This is a genomic window from Verrucomicrobiota bacterium, assembly GCA_037139415.1.
Classification (GTDB): Bacteria; Verrucomicrobiota; Verrucomicrobiia; order Limisphaerales; family Fontisphaeraceae; genus JBAXGN01.
This window is the reverse complement of sequence record JBAXGN010000015.1, coordinates 22,255-38,067: the sequence shown is the minus strand read 5'-3', so window position 1 is coordinate 38,067 and position 15,813 is coordinate 22,255. Positions and strand designations below refer to the sequence as shown.

The following is a 15,813-nucleotide window of genomic DNA, read 5'->3' as shown; positions in this document are numbered from 1 at the left end:
TCTAATGGCAAATTCAGGAGGTCTTTCGCGGATCAAAGGTGGATTGGGCCGCCAACTGTTTCCATAAGCGCTCTTCCTCCTTGCTGATGCGGGACGGGACCTGAATTGAGATGCCGACGTAAAGATCGCCGCGCTTACCCGCGCCAGCAGGCATCCCTTTGCTGCGGATCCGCAATTGCTGCCCCGGCTGAGTGCCAGCGGGAATTTTCACTGAAACAGAGCCTTCCAACGTTCGCACTGGAACCGTCGCCCCCAACACCGCTTCCCACGGCGCTAACTCCAGATGGCCCACCAGATCCGTTCCGCGTGCCTGCCAATCCGGGTGCTGGGCATAGCGGACCCGCAGATAGATATCGCCGGCGCTACCGCCACCCAACCCTTCGCCACCTTTTCCTGGAACCCGAATCGTCTGGCCAGCCTGCACGCCGGCCGGAATTCGCACCTGGTGGGTTTCCGTCTCCTCCTGTCCCGTGCGGGCGTTGGTTCGCCGCACCGAGATGGCGCGCATGGCTCCCTTGAGCACTTCATCGAGCGTGATAAGAATATCGCCCTGGATATCCTGACCGCGCAGGGCAGCGGCGGATTGCCCCTCTGGCGCTTCAGTCCAACCCGCGGCACCGCGAGGGTCAAACGATGAAGTGCCACGCGATCGGTTGGCGCGTCCGCCAAAAAACTGTTCGAAGAAATCACTGAAACCCGTACCCTCAAACTGGAATTCGTATTCTTCGCCCCCCGCCTCCCGTCCAGTGGATTGGCCCCCTGCACGGCCCGGCGTTGGACGCGATTGCGCTCCCGTTTTCCAATCGGCACCTAACTGGTCGTACTTCCTGCGACTCTCCGGATCGCTTAAAACCTCATTGGCCTCGTTGAGTTCCTTGAATTTTTCCTCCGCTGTTTTTTTGTCCTTGGCGACATCGGGATGATACTTGCGCGCGAGCGTGCGGAAGGCCTTCTTGATGTCTTCGTCCGTCGCCTTGGGCGGGACACCGAGGACCTGGTAATAGTCTTTAAATTCAACGGGCATGATGGGTTTGGTTGAATTTTCTTAGATCATTAACCACCACTTTGGCCGGTCGAAACACCTTTTCACCCCGCCGGTAACCGCGCTGAAACACCTCGAGGATGGCATGGTCTGGTTGGGACGGGTCGTGGTGAAGGGAAACGGCTTCATGCTGGTGCGGGTCAAACGGCTGACCGATACTCTCTTGGGTTTCGATGCCGTGCTGGCGCAGCAACTGGCGCAATTGCTGCAACGTCAGTTCCACACCTTGGTGAAGCTGCGGGGAGCCAGAGGCAGCGTCCGAGTCCAAGGCACGTTCGAGGTTGTCAATTACGGGCAACAACTCATGAATGAACGAGTCCTTTTGCGCCGCCGCCCGAGCCTCGGCTTCCTGGCGGGTACGCCGTTTGAAATTCTCAAAATCGGCGGCTAAGTGCAAATTTTGTTCTTTCTGTTCGACGAGTTCCTTGTGGAGCGAGATTAACTCTGCGGCAGCGACATCAGCGTTGAAGGCAGTGGGCTTCGATTCAGTCGGCGGCAGATCATTGAATTCAGGAGGCATAAGTTTTGGCTATTCTGTTAATCTCGTCGGGCGGCGACGCTCTTGGTCACCCTCGGCCCCGGTCTCTCACTTGGCGTCCTCCTGTGGCTTTCCCGGGAGGCTCCGTGGGGGGCCTGCTGGTTTGGTGGGCGGGGCTTGCGGTGCCGCCGGCGGTGTCTTTCTGGGTTCAGTTTTCGGAGGCGGCGCGCTGGGCCGGGATTCTTGAGGAAGGCGTGGGGGCGGGGTGACAATCCGCTGGCTCGTTGCCGGCACTTCGGGCGCAGAGTGTGTTTTTGGTGGTAGCACCTTTCCATGTTCAGCTTGGGCAGGTGGCACGCTAGGCCTGGACGGGGGAACAGCAACCGGTGGAATACGCAACGGGTTTTTGGGTTCAGTGAGTCGCGGACGATAGACATCCAGCGTTTTGGCCCGGGTATCCACGCGCTCGGGCACCCGGCTGGGAGAGGGCATCCGCCGATCTTGTATCCTAACCGTGTCAACCGGCTTACCTTTTGCGATGGTGACCCGGTCAAGACTAATGCCTTGGTTGACCAGGCGGGGATGCGTCTCGTTGTGAACAATGGTTTTACTGACACTGTAGTTGTTGATGACGGTTGTCTGGTTGTACATTTTGCGAGCGTCGGCTTCCTTGCGGAAACGCGCACGCGGACGCTCACCCATATCGCGCAGATAGGAGAAGTTGAATTGGTTCCAATCCAAGCCAAAGCCGAAACTCGCCTCGACGTGGCTACCGTGATAACTCAGGCCCCCACCGGCATAATCATAGTGACTGTATTGCGGAAGCGGAGCCCAACCGCAATAATCGCTTCCCATCCTCCAAGTAACCCAAGCCGGTGCCCATTCCCGGTCTGGATACCAGATCCAACCGTGATGCGGGTGCAGGTTCCAACGCCCGTAATGGAACGCAGCCCAGCCCCACGGGTAATCGGAAGACCAATACCAGCCATGATCGGTATAGACCCAGCTCCCTTGGTCCCAATATGGGCGCCAATTCGGGTTATCTACCGCCACCGTGGGCTGCCAGTACCACTGATTCTCCTCGCTAAGAATCCACCGCCCATACGGGCTGAGTTCCTGATGGAAGTACGCCACATCCTGGTCCGAGGCGGTCGGCGAGACCGTCGGCTGCGTTGGCGATTCAGGAGCAGGCGGCGGCGCGCCGGTATTTTTTCCGCTCTCCAGCATGGCGTGGATCACGGCAGACGATACACCCTGCTCGCGCAGAACGATTACCCGCTCGGCGGTTAGGTCATAGTTTTTACTCTGGCTCCGAACGAAGATGACGATGGTTTCCTCAGAGACGCCTGCATTTTTAAGCCGAAGGACTTCATTCACAGCCACGGTGTCCTCGGCTTGGATCGGCAGTGCGCCAACTCCGAGTGCAAAGCTGACCGCGATGGCGAGGGTATGGATTGTTTTCATGTCTGTGCCTTTGATCGGTTCATTGCTGGAGCAGGGCTCGGCGTTCCCCAAAGCCGCGGAATAAACCATGGCGAAGACCTGACGCCGAATTCGGCTGGGTTAAACACCTCACCCAGCACCTGCAAGTCCACAATCTGCTGCGGCACCAAGCCCAGAGTATGAGTGCCGATATTGCTGGAGTAATCCCAAAACCAGTACCGATTCAATCCGTCTTGAGTTTCGCCGCCCGGGCCATAATCCATCGGCGCACAGACTCGGTCCAGCACGCCGCTGTCGGCTTTGGAATAGAAGCGCACACTTACCTTCTTCATCTCACCGATGGCTTCGATAAACTGTTTATGATTGGGAATCATGGTTGGTCCGCGTTCTTAATTCCCGCCCGTTACTATAACCGGCGCCCCTGAATTACCCTAACGAGCACTACGACAATGGCAATCACCAACAAAATATGGATAAACCCGCCCATCGTGTAACTGCTCACCAGCCCCAGTAACCACAGTACCAAGAGGATTACGGCAATGGTCCACAACATAATATTTCTTTCTATTTACGGAATTTTTAACTACGCCGAGATCCGTGTCGTCCAATCAGTTGGACGTCACGGGATCCCTTGACATGCCATTCCCCATGGATGGTGCCCAAACTTATTGTTCACTCTTTGACCGTAATGTTGTTTTGCACCTCTTTCACACCTTCGGCTTTCTTGGCAAGTTCGCCCGCGCGGTTCAACTGGTCCTTCGTGCTGACAAAGCCGTTTAGCTGCACCACACCCTTGAACGTGACCACATTAACGTCGCCGTACTTGTAGAGCTGGTCCTCGCCCAGCGCCTTCTTGACATGGGACGATAGCGTGTGGTCATCAATGTATTCGCCCGTGCTTTGCTTGTCGCGTGTGCCGGTGAAACAACCGGTCAAACCGCAGACCAGCGGCAACGCACCGACGCAAAGGATTAACGCACACACCTTAAAGGAGTGGCCCGTATTTGTTTTTGTTTGGTTCATACTGTTTTTGTTTGTTGTTTGGTTACTACTTATTCGTCACTTTTCGGGCGGCATTAATTGCTCCGTTAAAGCGTCGAGTTCGTCAAAGTGGATCAGTTCCTGCACGGCGTCCGAAGGGTTAAGCGAAAACACTTTGCCGTCCTTCGCACTGAATCGCTGTCCAGGTGTAATTATGGTCACGCCCGTTTCCCCAATGACCTTGAGCGGTACAGCCGAATTTTTATCCGTCACATGCGTGCCGTCGGCCGTAATAATGTACCTGCCTTTGCCGCCGCCGCCCTCGACCACGGCCCGACCGGCCGCGTTCTTGATTTCCAAGGTGCTGCCAGCGACAAGCGAGCGCACCACGGTGAAGATTCTGCCGGCGCGGACGTCCAACAAAGTCTCGAACACCGGGGTGCTGCCGTTCATAATTCGAGTCATTTTCGCCAGTCCGATTTCGGTATCCGCTTGCAGACGGACGGTGGTTCCGATGCGCCTGAAAAATAGATCAGCGCGCGCTCCTTCGCCCGTCCGGATGACGGCCCCTTCCAAAAAGACCTGACCGGCTTTCAATACGGCGAATGAAGTGTGGTTGGTGGAGAATTCGCACTTTCCATGCACCGAGAGAACCAGCGCCTGTGGCAAATCGGAAGTCTCAAACACTTTGGATTGCACAGTACGAGTGTCAATCCGAGTAACCAATCCTTGGCTACCAATGAGCGGACCACTATTGATACTGGTCACCTGACTGGGCTTATCTCCCGTGCCTTGTTTGTATCGAGTATCGCTAAAGCAGCCGGTCACGACACAGAGCATCAACGCCAATCCCGTCATGGGATGTCCTTGTCGTACAATTGGAATTTCCATAATTGTTATGTTGCTGCTCGGCATTTGGCGTTAACGCACGATGGTTCATCTCCCCGCTATCGCGCCTGATTCATCAAGTTCTGCAGACACGCTGGATCACTCTTTAACAGTGATGTTGTTTTGCACTTCGGTCACGCCCGCGACTTTCTTGGCTATGTCTCCGGCCCGGCTCTTCTGTTCCTTGTTGTTGGCAAAGCCGTTTAACTGGACGACACCTTTAAACGTGACAACGTTGACATCGTTGTATTTGTACTGATGATCGTCGCCGAGGGCTTTTTTGACACTGGAAGAAAGCCCATGGTCATCAATATATTCCCCGGTGCTTTGCTGGTAGCGACTACCCGTCGTACAACCGGTCACACCGCAGACCAGCGGCAACGCGCTGACGCAGAGGATTAACGCCACTACCTTTAAGGAACGATTTGATTTATCTGTTGTTGTTTTCATAATGTATTTTGTCTGGTTTGTTTCTGTTGTTTACTTCGCGTTTACGGAGCGATTTTATCGCTCACCCATTGGCGCGCCGTCTGCACCCCGTCCTTAAACTCACTATAGCCCTTCTTGAAACCGTTTTTGACGTCGTCCCAGGTGGACTCCGTGGCGTTCTTGGCCTCTTCAAGCTGCTGGTTCAACTTCGCCGCCTGGTTGCGCAAGGCTTGAAGTTTGGGTTTGGCTTCGGCTTTGGCCGCGTCACTGGACTTTTCGACGCGGACCATAAGTTGGTCCAAATCTTTGTTGATCTCGTTCATCTGGCCCTGCATTTTTTCCACGAAGGCCGCCTTTTGTGCGAATTTGTAATCCTGCATGTCCTGCGCGGCTTCTTTGGTTTCCTTTTTCACTTTGTCGAGTTGTTGCGCGGTGGTTTCTTCTTTATTGCAACCCACCACGAACGCAGCGGCGGCCAGAAAGGTAATGAGTATGGTTTTTTGTTTCATATTATATTTATTTTTAGGTTTTGTTTTGGTTTTTTGCATTGCTACTAGTGTAATGCGCCTATTCTTTTACGGTGATATTGTTTTGGAGTTCATTTACGCCACCGACTTTTTTAGCGAGTTCACCAGCCCGGTTCATCTGGTCCCTCGAGACCACAAAACCGCTTAATTGCACCACACCTTTAAACGTAACCACGTTAACGCCGTCGTACTTGTACACCTGGTCATCGTTCAAAGCTTTCTTGACACTGGCTGAAAGCCCACTGTCGTCCGTGTATTCGCCCGTGCTTTGCTGGTAACGGCTGCTGGTGAAACAGCCCGTTGCGCAAACCAGCGGCATCGCGCTGATGCAGAGGATTAATGCCAATACCTTCAGGGAAGAACCCGTGTTGTTGTTTGTTTTTTCCATAATGTTTCTTGTTATTCTGTTGTTTGTTTTAGATTTTCCGTCGCTGCGCGTTTAACGCGCAAATTGGTCCTTCACTTGTTGGCGTGCCGCCTGAACTTGGCAACCCAGTAGTTTCTTGTCGGTAGCTTTTGTGTAGCTCTTGCTATTCGTCTCGACCTCTGCGTGCTGGGTCATCATGTATTTTCTTTCAATTTCGCGCTTTTTTATTTTCGCTTTAGTTACTCTACGACATTGGTAAGTCCTTCGCTATGGGGTGTAACCCTACCGCAGGTATTCGCTTTACCTTCTCCCTGCCGCCGCCGATTGCCGCATCGGAGCCTAGCTCCGCCTCAGTCGAGCTGATTGGTTTTTGCCATCGCCCGCCCGGCACTGCGAAGGGACTCCGGACAATCCATCCGCCCGGTGTGAATTTCGATGAATACGAGACCATCCGCTGTGGCAGCTTTGCCCAATGCGTCTTCCAGTTCCCCTTCCGTGCGGACATCCAGCCCCAGCCCGCCGCCGAACACGTCCACCAGCTTGTGATAGTGCCAGGGTTGGATGTCGTTGTAGGGGCGATCCGTAATCACCCGCTCAATCGTATAGCCATCATTATTGATAAGGAAGATGACCGGCTTGAGCTGATTGCGAATCATGGTCGAGAGGTCTTGACAAGTCACCTGAAAAGAACCATCGCCGATAAATAGAATGGTCTGTCGGGCCGGCGCGGCCATGGCCGCACCCAGGGTTGCCCCGACCGTATATCCGATCGACCCGTAAAACGTCTGCCCGATGAACGTCGCGCCCTCCGGCATGAGCATCTCCGCCGCGCTGAAGAGAGCTACGCCGGTTTCTGCAACCACGATGGAATCGTTTCCTATAAAGTGACTCATGCGATCAAAAAACCGCTTGATCGTAAGCGCTTTCGCCGCCTCCGGTTGGTACGCCTCGGTATGCCGATGTACGCAGCCATCCGCAGCAGATTGGATCTCCAGCGTGGCGGAATTTCGCTGGGAAAGCTTTGCGGTCAACCCCAGGAGGAAATCAGGAAGGTACACGTTTTCAAAGTAGTGGTGTTTGATTTTTACCGTTCGGATGTTGGCACTGATCGTCCTGGAGTCGTCGAGATTCGTGGTAAAGCCGCCCGTGTTAAAATCAGTCATCAAAGCCCCCAATTGAAGAATGCAATCAGCGGACTCGACCCGAGTCCGTACGTAGTCGCGACTCCGATCTCCCTCAAAGAGGCCAATGAATTGCGGGTGATGCTCGGAAAGGACCGTCTTGCCCAACATCATGGTGACATACGGGAAACCTGTTTTGGCAAGCAAACCGGCGAATTCCTTCTGCAGCTTAAAGCGGATCAACTCCACATCCCCGATCACCACCGGCTGCTGCGCTTTATCCAGCATTCCAAGCGCCTCCTTGAGCGCTTCTCCGAGCGCATCCGGATCACCATGGGCGGGCGTTGTAAAATGGAAAGCTCCTGGCGGATTACATTTCATCATCACCACATCCGCAGGGAGACTGATGTACACCGGTTGTTGACGCGCGAGACACGTTGCCAAGACACGGTCAATCTCTTGCGGGGCCGTTTCGGCAAACACGAGTTGGGTTGAGGCAACCGTAATTTTCTCATAGATCCTCAAAGGAATCTGATAATCGCCCAAGGTATGATGCAACAGCGGGCGGGTACGAAAATTAATCGTCGCTGGCGATCCAGTGATCACCACCACCGGCACTCGTTCAGCAAAGGCTCCTGCCACGCCATTAATGGCACTCAGTTCTCCGACGCCATAAGTCGTGGCAAATGCACCGATGCCCCGGATACGTGCATAGCCGTCGGCGGCATAGGCCGCATTGAGTTCATTACAGGTGCCAACGTACTTTACGTCACTCTTCAGTACCTGATTGAGGAAACCCAGGACAAAATCTCCCGGCACGCCAAAGAGGTGATCTACACCGATCTCTTTCAGTCGGTGTAGTAGGTATTCAGCAACGGTGATCTGTGAAATTAACATATTATTCGGGACAAATGTGTATTCTGTTGTTTAGGGGTTTCCCTTCAAGACTGCCGTGCCCTGGCTCCGGTTGTTATTGCCACCTTTAATGCCCGTTCTTTTGCAGCGTTTCCGAAGATGTCGTATGCCTTCATGATTTCCGATAGCTCAAACCGATGGCTCACGAGCTTCTTTGCCTCCAACCGTCCCAACTGAACCATCCTAAGCAGCATGGGCGTGGTTGCCGCATCTACCAAACGCGTCGTGATCGTGATATTGGAACCCCACAGCTTTTCGAGGTGGAGTGCGACCGGTTTACCGTGGACCCCCACGTTCGCAATGTGCCCGCCAGGGGCGATAATCGCTTGGCAGATGTCGAAGGTCGCGGAAAGGCCGACAACCTCGATGGCCACGTCAACACCAGCGCCTTGCGTCAACGCCATGACCCGCTCCACTGCTTTCCCGTCCGCGCTATTCACAATTTTTGTCGCGCCGAACGACCGGGCGGCCGCCAATCGGTTGCGGTCAAGATCAATCATGATAATCTCAGCGGGCGAATATAGTTGTGCCGCAAGCAGGGTGGCGAGGCCCACCGGCCCGGCGCCAACGATGGCCACGATGTCCCCCGGCTTTACCTGTCCGTTCAATACTCCACATTCCAAGCCGGTAGGGAGAGCGCAACTGAGCATGACCGCTGCTTCCTCATCAACCTCAGGTGGCAGCAGGTACAAGCCGGTGTCGGCAAACGGGATTCTGACATATTCAGCCTGCGTGCCGTCAATACTGTTGCCCAGCCGCCAGCCGCCAGCGACACAATGGGAAAACATCCCTTGCTTGCAAAAGCTGCACCTGCCACAGCAGGTAATTAGTGAGATGAGTACTTTATCCCCCTTGTGAAAACCCAATACGTTCATGCCCACCTCTTCGATAATCCCCACTCCTTCATGACCGAGAATACGTCCGTCGGTGATGCTCGGCACGTCGCCCTTGAGAATGTGCAGGTCGGTCCCGCAGAGGGTGGTCGTCGTGATCCGAACGATCGCGTCCGTTGCCTCAATAATCGTCGGTTTGGGCCTATCCTCCAATGCCAGACGGTTAGGCCCATGGAAGACGAGCGCCTTCATAGTTGCTTTGCGGTTTAAGGCGTTTGCTGGTTTTTTCATGGTTTTTCCTCGGAGTATATTGTGGACTGAGGCAGCGCGAGCTGCCTGCTGTTCAGATTAAATATTTCCAGACGTGGGTTGGCCTCAGGATTATCTCGGGAGGGACCTTCAGTCAGCACCACCAGTCCCTCGACCAACCCTTCGTCTCGCACCCATCGCCTGGCAAATGCGCTCCAATCTCCAGGCAGTTCCGGCGCGTGAATCGGAGCTACTCCGTATGAGAACTGCAGCCCATGACAGGCTGCTTCGTGCGGGCTGACCGCCGCGATCCACACGGGCAGCTTGAAGCGGGCGACCATCCGCGCAGCGTATCCCGCAGTCGTGGGGACCATGACCGCCGTCGGGGCGAGTTGCGCCACGATATGCTGGAGGTTGCGCGAAAGGAGGTCCACGAGATGAACGTCGCCAGCGCGATCGTAGTCCGCGAGGCCCGCTTGCGCGCGAGCATCGGTGCGATACGGCTCGGTCGCGGTCGCGATCCTGGCCAGCATATTAACTGCCTCGACCGGGAATTTTCCCATCGCCGATTCTTCGGAAAGCATCACACAATCAGTGCCGTCAAGAATGGCATTAGCCACATCGGTGGCTTCCGCCCGGGTAGGGCGGTAATGATCCACCATTGACTCCAGCATTTGCGTGGCCGTGATCACCGGTTTCCCTAGCAAGTTGGCCTGGTTTATCAGTTGCTTCTGGACCACGGCAATTCGCTCCATAGGGGTTTCCACCCCCAAATCGCCGCGCGCAATCATGATGCCGTCGGCGGCTTTCAGAATCTCGTTCACGTGAGCCAGGGCGCCCGCCCTTTCGATCTTGGCAATGATGAACGGATGATGTCCCAATTCTGCGGCCGCCCGCCGCACAGCTTCAACATCGGCAGCCGTCTCGACGAAGGACTGGCTGACCGCATCCACACCTTGTTCCAGCGCGAACTTCAGGCATGCATGATCGTGTTCGGTAAACGCACTGATGCCCAGGTTGATTCCGGGAAGATTCAGCCCCTTGCGCGAGCGTAGCTCACCTCCGACCATTAACCGGCACTCAACGTCGTTGCCTGCGACTCTGACCACCTTCAGTTGAATATTACCGTCATTGAGAAAAAGGCCATCCCCCGGATTTACCACAGCGGACAGGCGCGGAAAACTCACGGAGACACGGTGTGTGTCTCCCAGGATTTCATCCGCAGTCAACGTGAAGGTATCGCCCCGTTTTAACTCGATCGGTTCGTTGACCAGTTGCCCAATCCGTATCTTCGGGCCCGGAAGGTCGGCCATGATCGTTACGCGTTTGCCGGTCGCGCGAGCGGCCAGGCGCAGATTGGCGATTACGGTCTGATGCCAGGCAAATTCACCGTGCGAGAAGTTGAGCCGGGCGATATTCATCCCGGCTAGCAGCATTTGCCGCAGGACCTCGGGCGACGCGGACGCCGGTCCGATCGTACACACAAGCTTAGTTTTATTGGGGGCAAGCGCCATAGGTTCTTCCTGCTGCAATCAGCCATTGTTGTTTGCCGACTTGTTTGCCACCTCCTGAGGTGTGAGCGATTTGACCATTTTCCAAAGATTTTCCATTCTCAAGCAGTGCTTCAATAGCGGTTTTCATGATTCGGCTTTTCCTAGGGGATTTTTGCCAGGGATCCTGGGTTCCTTTTCCTGCTTCGCGCTAAAAGTTCGATCATCTCTCAAGATCACCGTCGTCTGCGGAAGTGGAATACCGATGCCTTCCAAGGCAAAACGTTTCGTTGCTTGTTCAAGCAAATCGCATCTCAGCGTTGTGGCGATTAAAGCATCAGCACACCACACCTCAACTGTCAAGACGACGCCAGATATGCCCAACTGCGTCAGGGGGCACCCGCAAACCTTCTCGGTTTTTGGATGTTTGCCGGCCAGATCGAGCAGAATGCCGCGAGCTTTGTCAATGTCCGCGTCATAGCTGATGCCGATCGGCACTGAGCAAATCACGCGGGGGTCGTTCGTAGTCAGGTTGATGGTTGTCTGGCTGGCCATGAGGCTGTTGGGAATTACAACCCGCCGATTGTCATCCGTTTTCAGTAGAGTGTAACCAAGAGTAAGGCTTTCAACCATGCCGGTTTCGATGCCAGTTGGTGCCAGCACCTGCAACCGGTCACCTAACTTGAAAGGCCGATATAGCAAAAGGGAGATTCCAGCGACAAGGTTGCCGAGAGTATTCTGCGCCGCGAGACCGACAACCACCGTGATGACGCTGATGCTTGTTAGCGACGCCGAGCCTATACCAGACAAGGCAGGGACAAAGTGTGCGTAGAAAACAAACGCGAAAACATAAACGCAGTATCGAATCAATTTTGCCAGGAATTTAACAGCCATCCGGTCAATGCGATCATTTTTGTCATGCAACAGCACTCTTTGGACGGCCAGGCGCAATGTGTGACCGACGAGCCAAGCAAAGAACGCAAAAATAATGGCGTAAATTAGAGCACCGTGAAAGGTGGATGGATCGGTAAATCCTCCATGTCTGATTTGATCAAAGATGTTCATAATTTAGCTACTGCTGACCCGCTATCAGTCTCGCGCACAAAGTCGATGAAACCGCGCTCAATGTCGGTGTGAACCAGTTTGACGCGGACGCGATCACCCACGTCGCAACCTTGAAACCCACGCGCTAGTCGGCCCTCGGTGGGCGGCTGAAAGAGCCGCACCCAAGTGCCCTTCTCGGATGCTCCGGTGACGATGCCGTCAAATGTCTCGCCAATCCGTCCAGACAGAAGCAGCGCTGCTGCCGATTTTCGCATCCGACGCTCAACTTTCGTGACATCGTCTTCCCGCTGTGTGCAACGCTTCGCGAGTTCAGCCAGTTCAGTGATTGTGTAAGGCAAAGGTGTCCCGGCTACCGCTGCTTTCAGAAGGCGTTGCGTAATGAGATCGGGAAAGCGCCGGTTCGGTGCGGTGGAGTGGGTATAGTCCTGGACTGCCAGCGCAAAATGTCCGGGCGGTTCGTCACCAGGTAAGTCCAGCGCGTATTCTCCACGACCGATCAACTTGACCACGGCTAGCGACAGGTCAGTGAACTTTTCCGGAGCGGTCTGGTGCCGCCGCGCGAGAAAGGCTTCAAGCGCCACGGCATCCGGCTTGTCAGGGAGTTGCTCCCCCAACTCAGCCGCGAGCATCACGATGCGATCCCAGCGTTCCGGAGGTCGCAAAACCCTTCGTATGGACGGAAAATTCTTCGTAGCCAGGTAGGTCGCGGTCGCTCCATTCGCTGCAATCATAAAGTCTTCGATCAATTGCGTCGCCCGGTTCTTCCAATTTGGCTCAAGCTTTGAAATGGTGTCCCTATCGAAGATTGCATTTGGTTCAATCGTCTCCAGACTTAGCGCACCGTGCACTTGACGCCGGGCAGCGAGACGCTGGGCGAGGCTGTCCTGAAGACGAAGGTTTGCGTCGAGTCCCGGAACCCTTGAAATTTGTGGCGGTGTCACGCCTTCGCCAGCCAGCCATGCCCCAACGCTATGGTAAGTGAGTTTCGCATGGTTGCGGACCAGCGCCCGGTAGTGATCGGACGTGGCGAGCCCTCCATCGGCTGCGAACACCATATCGGTCACCACGGCAATCCGATCCTGGCCCTCGTTGAGAGACGTCAGATTGGCAGATAACGCCACCGGCAACATTGGAAAGATGACGGCGGGCGTATAAACGGAGGTCGTATTGTGCGCCGCATGATCGTCAATCGCCGACTCCCGATGGACCAGTGCGTCCACATCTGCGATGGCTACAAGAATCCTGACGATCCCGGCCTCAAGTGGCTCAGCGACGGTGAGCTGGTCGAGGTCGCAGGAGTCGTCATTGTCAATGGATGCCCAGAGCCGATCACGCAGGTCGCGCATTCCGGCGGCCGCATCGGCTGGCCTTTGGATGGCCGCCAACTCTTGCAGTTCCTTTGGCGGAAAATCCGGCTCAAGGCCACGCTCGATCATCGCGCGGTGCGCAATTGCGGCGAGGATGCCTCGGTCGTTCCTCTTGCTTGGGAGGGCGTGACCAGTCGCGCTGCGTGAGTCCGCCTGACGCTTCTGTTGGTCCGTGTAACTACCTTTATCGCTTTGAAGCATGGTGAATTGTTAGGTTAGCGTTTCGTTGCATCTGTATCTCCCCACCATAGAACACTGCGTCTACAGCACATAGACCATCGGCACCGCGCCCAGCGGCAGGTGGGTATGCTCGCTGTTGGCCTTTTGCGCCGACAGACCGACAATCACCGTGATGACGCTGATACTTGTTAGCGACGCCGAGCCCATACCAGACAAGGCAGGGACAAAGTGTGCGTAGAAAACAAACGTAAAGACATAAACGTATTTCCGATGGCTTTGGACGCGCGGTGGACTCGGGTGAAGCCCGAAATTAGCACAACGTTTTTGGGAAAATCGGCATCAGCTCGGTTGCTGCGAACCCGGTAATGGGTATTTTCAGATTCACTATTTCGTGGCTTGGGAGTGGGCTTCGACAAACCACAGCCACTTGTCAATGCCGCGGGAAATCTCTGTGAACAAATCCGCCGTGTCGGCGTCATCAAGTTCGTCCGCTTCATTGATCGTATTGCGAACTTCTTGGCCAAAAGTCGAAAGTGCGCGTGCCACGCCTTCGACATGTGCCATGCCATCAGAAATCTCTGGTGAATATTCGCAAAGCCGAGTGCGCGCCGCCGCCATGCGCACAGTGCCTTCAGCCACGCCACCGAGTTGAACAATGCGCTCGGCGATCTGATCCACGTAGCCTTCGACCGCTTCGGCCACCTTATCGAACAATTCGTGCAGACCGATAAAGCTAGGACCTTTCACGTTCCAATGCGCCTGCTTCATCTGCATCTGCAAATCCACGGCAGATGCCAATCGCTGGTTCATTAGGGCATTCAATTGAGTCCGACGCTGGAGCGAAATGTCATTTTCAGTTTCGTACATTTTCGGCGCTTCCGTGTTGTTTTTGTGCATGGTTTTCATAATGTTTATGCTTTCGTTTTATGGTTGTTGTTTGGAAAAGTATTTATGCTTTATTGTGGAATCCGTGGACGCGCGTCTGGTTGCGTTTCGCGATCAATTCCGACTCGGCCGCCAGCCAATGCTGCACCTCGTGCCCAGGTTGCGAACCGTGATTTTCATAGGCGAAGTAAGCTCTTCTGGCCACTTCGTCCGGCGCAGGCGTAAAATTAATTTCATCTGGAGCCCTGCCTCCAGTTGACGTTGTCTCCGGTGCAATGACCGCTTGTTGAGTTTTGGATAATTTGTGTTTTTTCATAAGCGAAATGGGTTTTCATTCACTGTCACCGAGACGAGACCGGAAAGGATTGGCTTCATAAGATTAAATCATCAAAACCGTTCAGCTTGTTCAGTCAGCACCATTAGCGGCGTGGAAAATGTTTGGCCAGCAGTTCACCAGCTTTTCTGACGCCGTAAGCAATGCCTTCAGTGAACTCGGATTTTCGGAAATAGACCGTCATGGCTTGCGCCAGTTCCTGCCAAAAAACATCGCCGCATTTTGCGTGAACGGCAGCGCCACCGATCACCGCAAATTTGCGACTGCGCGGAGTCACAAAAATCAGCACGCCATTTCGTTCCGTCAAACTGGCCATGCCGAGCCGCGAAAACTCCTTTTGTGCGAAGCCCACCGGATCCGCCACGGATTTATGACTGATCAAAACGCGGATTTGGCCGGAAGTTTGTTTCTCCACGTCGCGAATCGCGCTTACCAGCGTGGCGTGCAGCAATTGGTTTATGAATGCCTTCGGGTGCATAGTCACCATGAACCTCCCGCCCCACCGCCGCCACTGCTGCCACCGCCACCAGAGAATCCACCGCCGCCGGAATTGCCCCCGACCCCACCCCTGCCACAACTTGTACCGCTGCTGGCAAGTAATAACCATGGCCAAAACATTCCTGATCGTCTGCTGAATACAGCAAAAACAATAATCAACACGATCAATCCAATGCCAATTAAGGAACTTCCCGTTCCGTGTGAGGTTCGATTATCGGCCACGGTAGCACCGGTTCCTTTGTATTCGCCTTTGGCCGCAGCGATGATTGCCTGAACACCAGCGGTGAGTCCACTGTCAAAATCACCTACCTTGAAGCGCGGAGAAATTTGGTCGTCAATAATCCTTTTGCAGAGCGCATCGGGTAGAACACCTTCCAATCCGTAGCCGACCTGCAAAAATAGCTTGTGATCCTGTACGAAGACAAAAAGTACGGCCCCGTTATTTTTTGTTTTTTGACCCACCGCCCACGACCGAAATGCCCGGAGCGTGTAATCTTCAAGCGAGGAATCCGGCGGCAATTTTGGAAATACTGCCACCACAATTTGATCCGAACTTTGGCGCTCAAATTCTTCAAGTATTTGGTTCAGGTGCGCCGTGGTGGCTGCCGACACAACCTTGGCATAGTCGTTAAAATATTGAGTCGGTGACGGCGGAATCCCTTCAACCGCAAAAGTGCGGAAGCAACATACCACAACCAGAGCGATCCAATAATGTTTCATC

Annotated in this window: 21 protein-coding genes; all 21 read right to left on the bottom strand. The window is 54.6% G+C overall.

The genetic code is table 11. The features are described 5' to 3' along the window. Positions 1 to 13 precede the first annotated feature (13 nt). The 21 genes from WCO56_04345 to WCO56_04245 all read right to left on the bottom strand — a co-directional run bounded on the left by WCO56_04345 (position 14) and on the right by WCO56_04245 (position 15,812). Complete coding sequence (locus WCO56_04345) at positions 14 to 1,024, bottom strand: DnaJ C-terminal domain-containing protein (GenBank protein MEI7728773.1); 1,011 nt, start codon at positions 1,022 to 1,024, stop codon at positions 14 to 16. Then, positions 1,014 to 1,562, bottom strand: a complete 549-nt coding sequence (locus WCO56_04340) for a nucleotide exchange factor GrpE (protein ID MEI7728772.1) — start codon at positions 1,560 to 1,562, stop codon at positions 1,014 to 1,016. The genes WCO56_04345 and WCO56_04340 overlap by 11 nt, the downstream gene beginning before the upstream one ends. 66 nt (positions 1,563 to 1,628) lie before the next feature. Further along, positions 1,629 to 2,984 carry a DUF6600 domain-containing protein gene (locus WCO56_04335; GenBank protein ID MEI7728771.1) on the bottom strand — a complete coding sequence of 452 codons (1,356 nt, stop codon included), beginning with the start codon at positions 2,982 to 2,984 and terminating at the stop codon, positions 1,629 to 1,631. Then, positions 2,981 to 3,337, bottom strand: coding sequence for a hypothetical protein (locus WCO56_04330; GenBank protein MEI7728770.1), 357 nt, complete (start codon positions 3,335 to 3,337; stop codon positions 2,981 to 2,983). Before WCO56_04330 ends, WCO56_04335 begins: the two co-directional genes overlap by 4 nt. Before the next feature lie 32 nt (positions 3,338 to 3,369). Next, the gene (locus WCO56_04325) at positions 3,370 to 3,516 is read right to left on the bottom strand and encodes a lmo0937 family membrane protein (GenBank protein ID MEI7728769.1); all 147 of its coding nucleotides are present in this window, start codon (positions 3,514 to 3,516) and stop codon (positions 3,370 to 3,372) included. 119 nt (positions 3,517 to 3,635) lie between these two features. Beyond that, the gene (locus tag WCO56_04320; protein MEI7728768.1) at positions 3,636 to 3,986 is read right to left on the bottom strand and encodes a BON domain-containing protein; all 351 of its coding nucleotides are present in this window, start codon (positions 3,984 to 3,986) and stop codon (positions 3,636 to 3,638) included. Positions 3,987 to 4,022: 36 nt separating this feature from the next. Then, positions 4,023 to 4,835 (bottom strand): hypothetical protein, encoded by an 813-nt coding sequence (locus WCO56_04315; GenBank protein ID MEI7728767.1) that lies wholly within the window; start codon positions 4,833 to 4,835, stop codon positions 4,023 to 4,025. 96 nt (positions 4,836 to 4,931) lie between these two features. Next, positions 4,932 to 5,282, bottom strand: a complete 351-nt coding sequence (locus WCO56_04310) for a BON domain-containing protein (GenBank protein MEI7728766.1) — start codon at positions 5,280 to 5,282, stop codon at positions 4,932 to 4,934. A gap of 41 nt (positions 5,283 to 5,323) precedes the next feature. Beyond that, positions 5,324 to 5,770, bottom strand: a complete 447-nt coding sequence (locus WCO56_04305; protein MEI7728765.1) for a hypothetical protein — start codon at positions 5,768 to 5,770, stop codon at positions 5,324 to 5,326. A 58-nt stretch (positions 5,771 to 5,828) separates the two neighbouring features. Beyond that, the gene (locus WCO56_04300) at positions 5,829 to 6,176 is read right to left on the bottom strand and encodes a BON domain-containing protein (protein ID MEI7728764.1); all 348 of its coding nucleotides are present in this window, start codon (positions 6,174 to 6,176) and stop codon (positions 5,829 to 5,831) included. Positions 6,177 to 6,505: 329 nt separating this feature from the next. Next, complete coding sequence (locus WCO56_04295) at positions 6,506 to 8,173, bottom strand: thiamine pyrophosphate-binding protein (protein ID MEI7728763.1); 1,668 nt, start codon at positions 8,171 to 8,173, stop codon at positions 6,506 to 6,508. A gap of 44 nt (positions 8,174 to 8,217) precedes the next feature. Beyond that, the gene (locus WCO56_04290; protein MEI7728762.1) at positions 8,218 to 9,276 is read right to left on the bottom strand and encodes a zinc-dependent alcohol dehydrogenase family protein; all 1,059 of its coding nucleotides are present in this window, start codon (positions 9,274 to 9,276) and stop codon (positions 8,218 to 8,220) included. Between the two features lie 35 nt (positions 9,277 to 9,311). Next, the gene (gene pyk, locus WCO56_04285) at positions 9,312 to 10,787 is read right to left on the bottom strand and encodes a pyruvate kinase (protein ID MEI7728761.1); all 1,476 of its coding nucleotides are present in this window, start codon (positions 10,785 to 10,787) and stop codon (positions 9,312 to 9,314) included. Continuing rightward, positions 10,768 to 10,914: a hypothetical protein gene (locus WCO56_04280; protein MEI7728760.1), complete on the bottom strand. Its 147-nt coding sequence runs from the start codon at positions 10,912 to 10,914 to the stop codon at positions 10,768 to 10,770. Before WCO56_04280 ends, pyk begins: the two co-directional genes overlap by 20 nt. Further along, positions 10,911 to 11,828, bottom strand: coding sequence for a mechanosensitive ion channel family protein (locus tag WCO56_04275; GenBank protein ID MEI7728759.1), 918 nt, complete (start codon positions 11,826 to 11,828; stop codon positions 10,911 to 10,913). The genes WCO56_04280 and WCO56_04275 overlap by 4 nt, the downstream gene beginning before the upstream one ends. Next, positions 11,825 to 13,264 (bottom strand): RNB domain-containing ribonuclease, encoded by a 1,440-nt coding sequence (locus WCO56_04270; protein ID MEI7728758.1) that lies wholly within the window; start codon positions 13,262 to 13,264, stop codon positions 11,825 to 11,827. The genes WCO56_04275 and WCO56_04270 overlap by 4 nt, the downstream gene beginning before the upstream one ends. Before the next feature lie 192 nt (positions 13,265 to 13,456). Next, complete coding sequence (locus tag WCO56_04265; protein ID MEI7728757.1) at positions 13,457 to 13,591, bottom strand: hypothetical protein; 135 nt, start codon at positions 13,589 to 13,591, stop codon at positions 13,457 to 13,459. A 168-nt stretch (positions 13,592 to 13,759) separates the two neighbouring features. Then, a complete protein-coding gene (dps, locus tag WCO56_04260) occupies positions 13,760 to 14,281 on the bottom strand; it encodes a DNA starvation/stationary phase protection protein Dps (protein ID MEI7728756.1) in 522 nt (173 codons plus the stop codon). Between the two features lie 43 nt (positions 14,282 to 14,324). Continuing rightward, the gene (locus tag WCO56_04255) at positions 14,325 to 14,576 is read right to left on the bottom strand and encodes a DUF2934 domain-containing protein (protein MEI7728755.1); all 252 of its coding nucleotides are present in this window, start codon (positions 14,574 to 14,576) and stop codon (positions 14,325 to 14,327) included. 103 nt (positions 14,577 to 14,679) lie between these two features. Further along, entirely contained in the window at positions 14,680 to 15,072 is a 393-nt protein-coding gene (locus WCO56_04250) for a TPM domain-containing protein (GenBank protein ID MEI7728754.1), read from the bottom strand. A 2-nt stretch (positions 15,073 to 15,074) separates the two neighbouring features. Further along, positions 15,075 to 15,812 (bottom strand): TPM domain-containing protein, encoded by a 738-nt coding sequence (locus WCO56_04245; GenBank protein MEI7728753.1) that lies wholly within the window; start codon positions 15,810 to 15,812, stop codon positions 15,075 to 15,077. Position 15,813: the final 1 nt, after the last annotated feature.

Excerpts from the sequence above, each read along its gene's own strand:
- WCO56_04345 (MEI7728773.1), bottom strand. The coding sequence starts at position 1,024 with ATGCCCGTTGAATTTAAAGACTATTACCAGGTCCTCGGTGTCCCGCCC.
- WCO56_04270 (MEI7728758.1), bottom strand. The coding sequence starts at position 13,264 with ATGATCGAGCGTGGCCTTGAGCCGGATTTTCCGCCAAAGGAACTGCAA.
- WCO56_04275 (MEI7728759.1), bottom strand. The coding sequence starts at position 11,828 with ATGAACATCTTTGATCAAATCAGACATGGAGGATTTACCGATCCATCC.
- WCO56_04320 (MEI7728768.1), bottom strand. The coding sequence starts at position 3,986 with ATGAACCAAACAAAAACAAATACGGGCCACTCCTTTAAGGTGTGTGCG.
- pyk (MEI7728761.1), bottom strand. The coding sequence starts at position 10,787 with ATGGCGCTTGCCCCCAATAAAACTAAGCTTGTGTGTACGATCGGACCG.
- WCO56_04340 (MEI7728772.1), bottom strand. The coding sequence starts at position 1,562 with ATGCCTCCTGAATTCAATGATCTGCCGCCGACTGAATCGAAGCCCACT.
- dps (MEI7728756.1), bottom strand. The coding sequence starts at position 14,281 with ATGAAAACCATGCACAAAAACAACACGGAAGCGCCGAAAATGTACGAA.
- WCO56_04280 (MEI7728760.1), bottom strand. The coding sequence starts at position 10,914 with ATGAAAACCGCTATTGAAGCACTGCTTGAGAATGGAAAATCTTTGGAA.
- WCO56_04290 (MEI7728762.1), bottom strand. The coding sequence starts at position 9,276 with ATGAAGGCGCTCGTCTTCCATGGGCCTAACCGTCTGGCATTGGAGGAT.
- WCO56_04250 (MEI7728754.1), bottom strand. The coding sequence starts at position 15,072 with ATGCACCCGAAGGCATTCATAAACCAATTGCTGCACGCCACGCTGGTA.
- WCO56_04310 (MEI7728766.1), bottom strand. The coding sequence starts at position 5,282 with ATGAAAACAACAACAGATAAATCAAATCGTTCCTTAAAGGTAGTGGCG.
- WCO56_04315 (MEI7728767.1), bottom strand. The coding sequence starts at position 4,835 with ATGGAAATTCCAATTGTACGACAAGGACATCCCATGACGGGATTGGCG.
- WCO56_04325 (MEI7728769.1), bottom strand. The coding sequence starts at position 3,516 with ATGTTGTGGACCATTGCCGTAATCCTCTTGGTACTGTGGTTACTGGGG.
- WCO56_04255 (MEI7728755.1), bottom strand. The coding sequence starts at position 14,576 with ATGAAAAAACACAAATTATCCAAAACTCAACAAGCGGTCATTGCACCG.
- WCO56_04295 (MEI7728763.1), bottom strand. The coding sequence starts at position 8,173 with ATGTTAATTTCACAGATCACCGTTGCTGAATACCTACTACACCGACTG.
- WCO56_04305 (MEI7728765.1), bottom strand. The coding sequence starts at position 5,770 with ATGAAACAAAAAACCATACTCATTACCTTTCTGGCCGCCGCTGCGTTC.
- WCO56_04245 (MEI7728753.1), bottom strand. The coding sequence starts at position 15,812 with ATGAAACATTATTGGATCGCTCTGGTTGTGGTATGTTGCTTCCGCACT.
- WCO56_04300 (MEI7728764.1), bottom strand. The coding sequence starts at position 6,176 with ATGGAAAAAACAAACAACAACACGGGTTCTTCCCTGAAGGTATTGGCA.
- WCO56_04335 (MEI7728771.1), bottom strand. The coding sequence starts at position 2,984 with ATGAAAACAATCCATACCCTCGCCATCGCGGTCAGCTTTGCACTCGGA.
- WCO56_04330 (MEI7728770.1), bottom strand. The coding sequence starts at position 3,337 with ATGATTCCCAATCATAAACAGTTTATCGAAGCCATCGGTGAGATGAAG.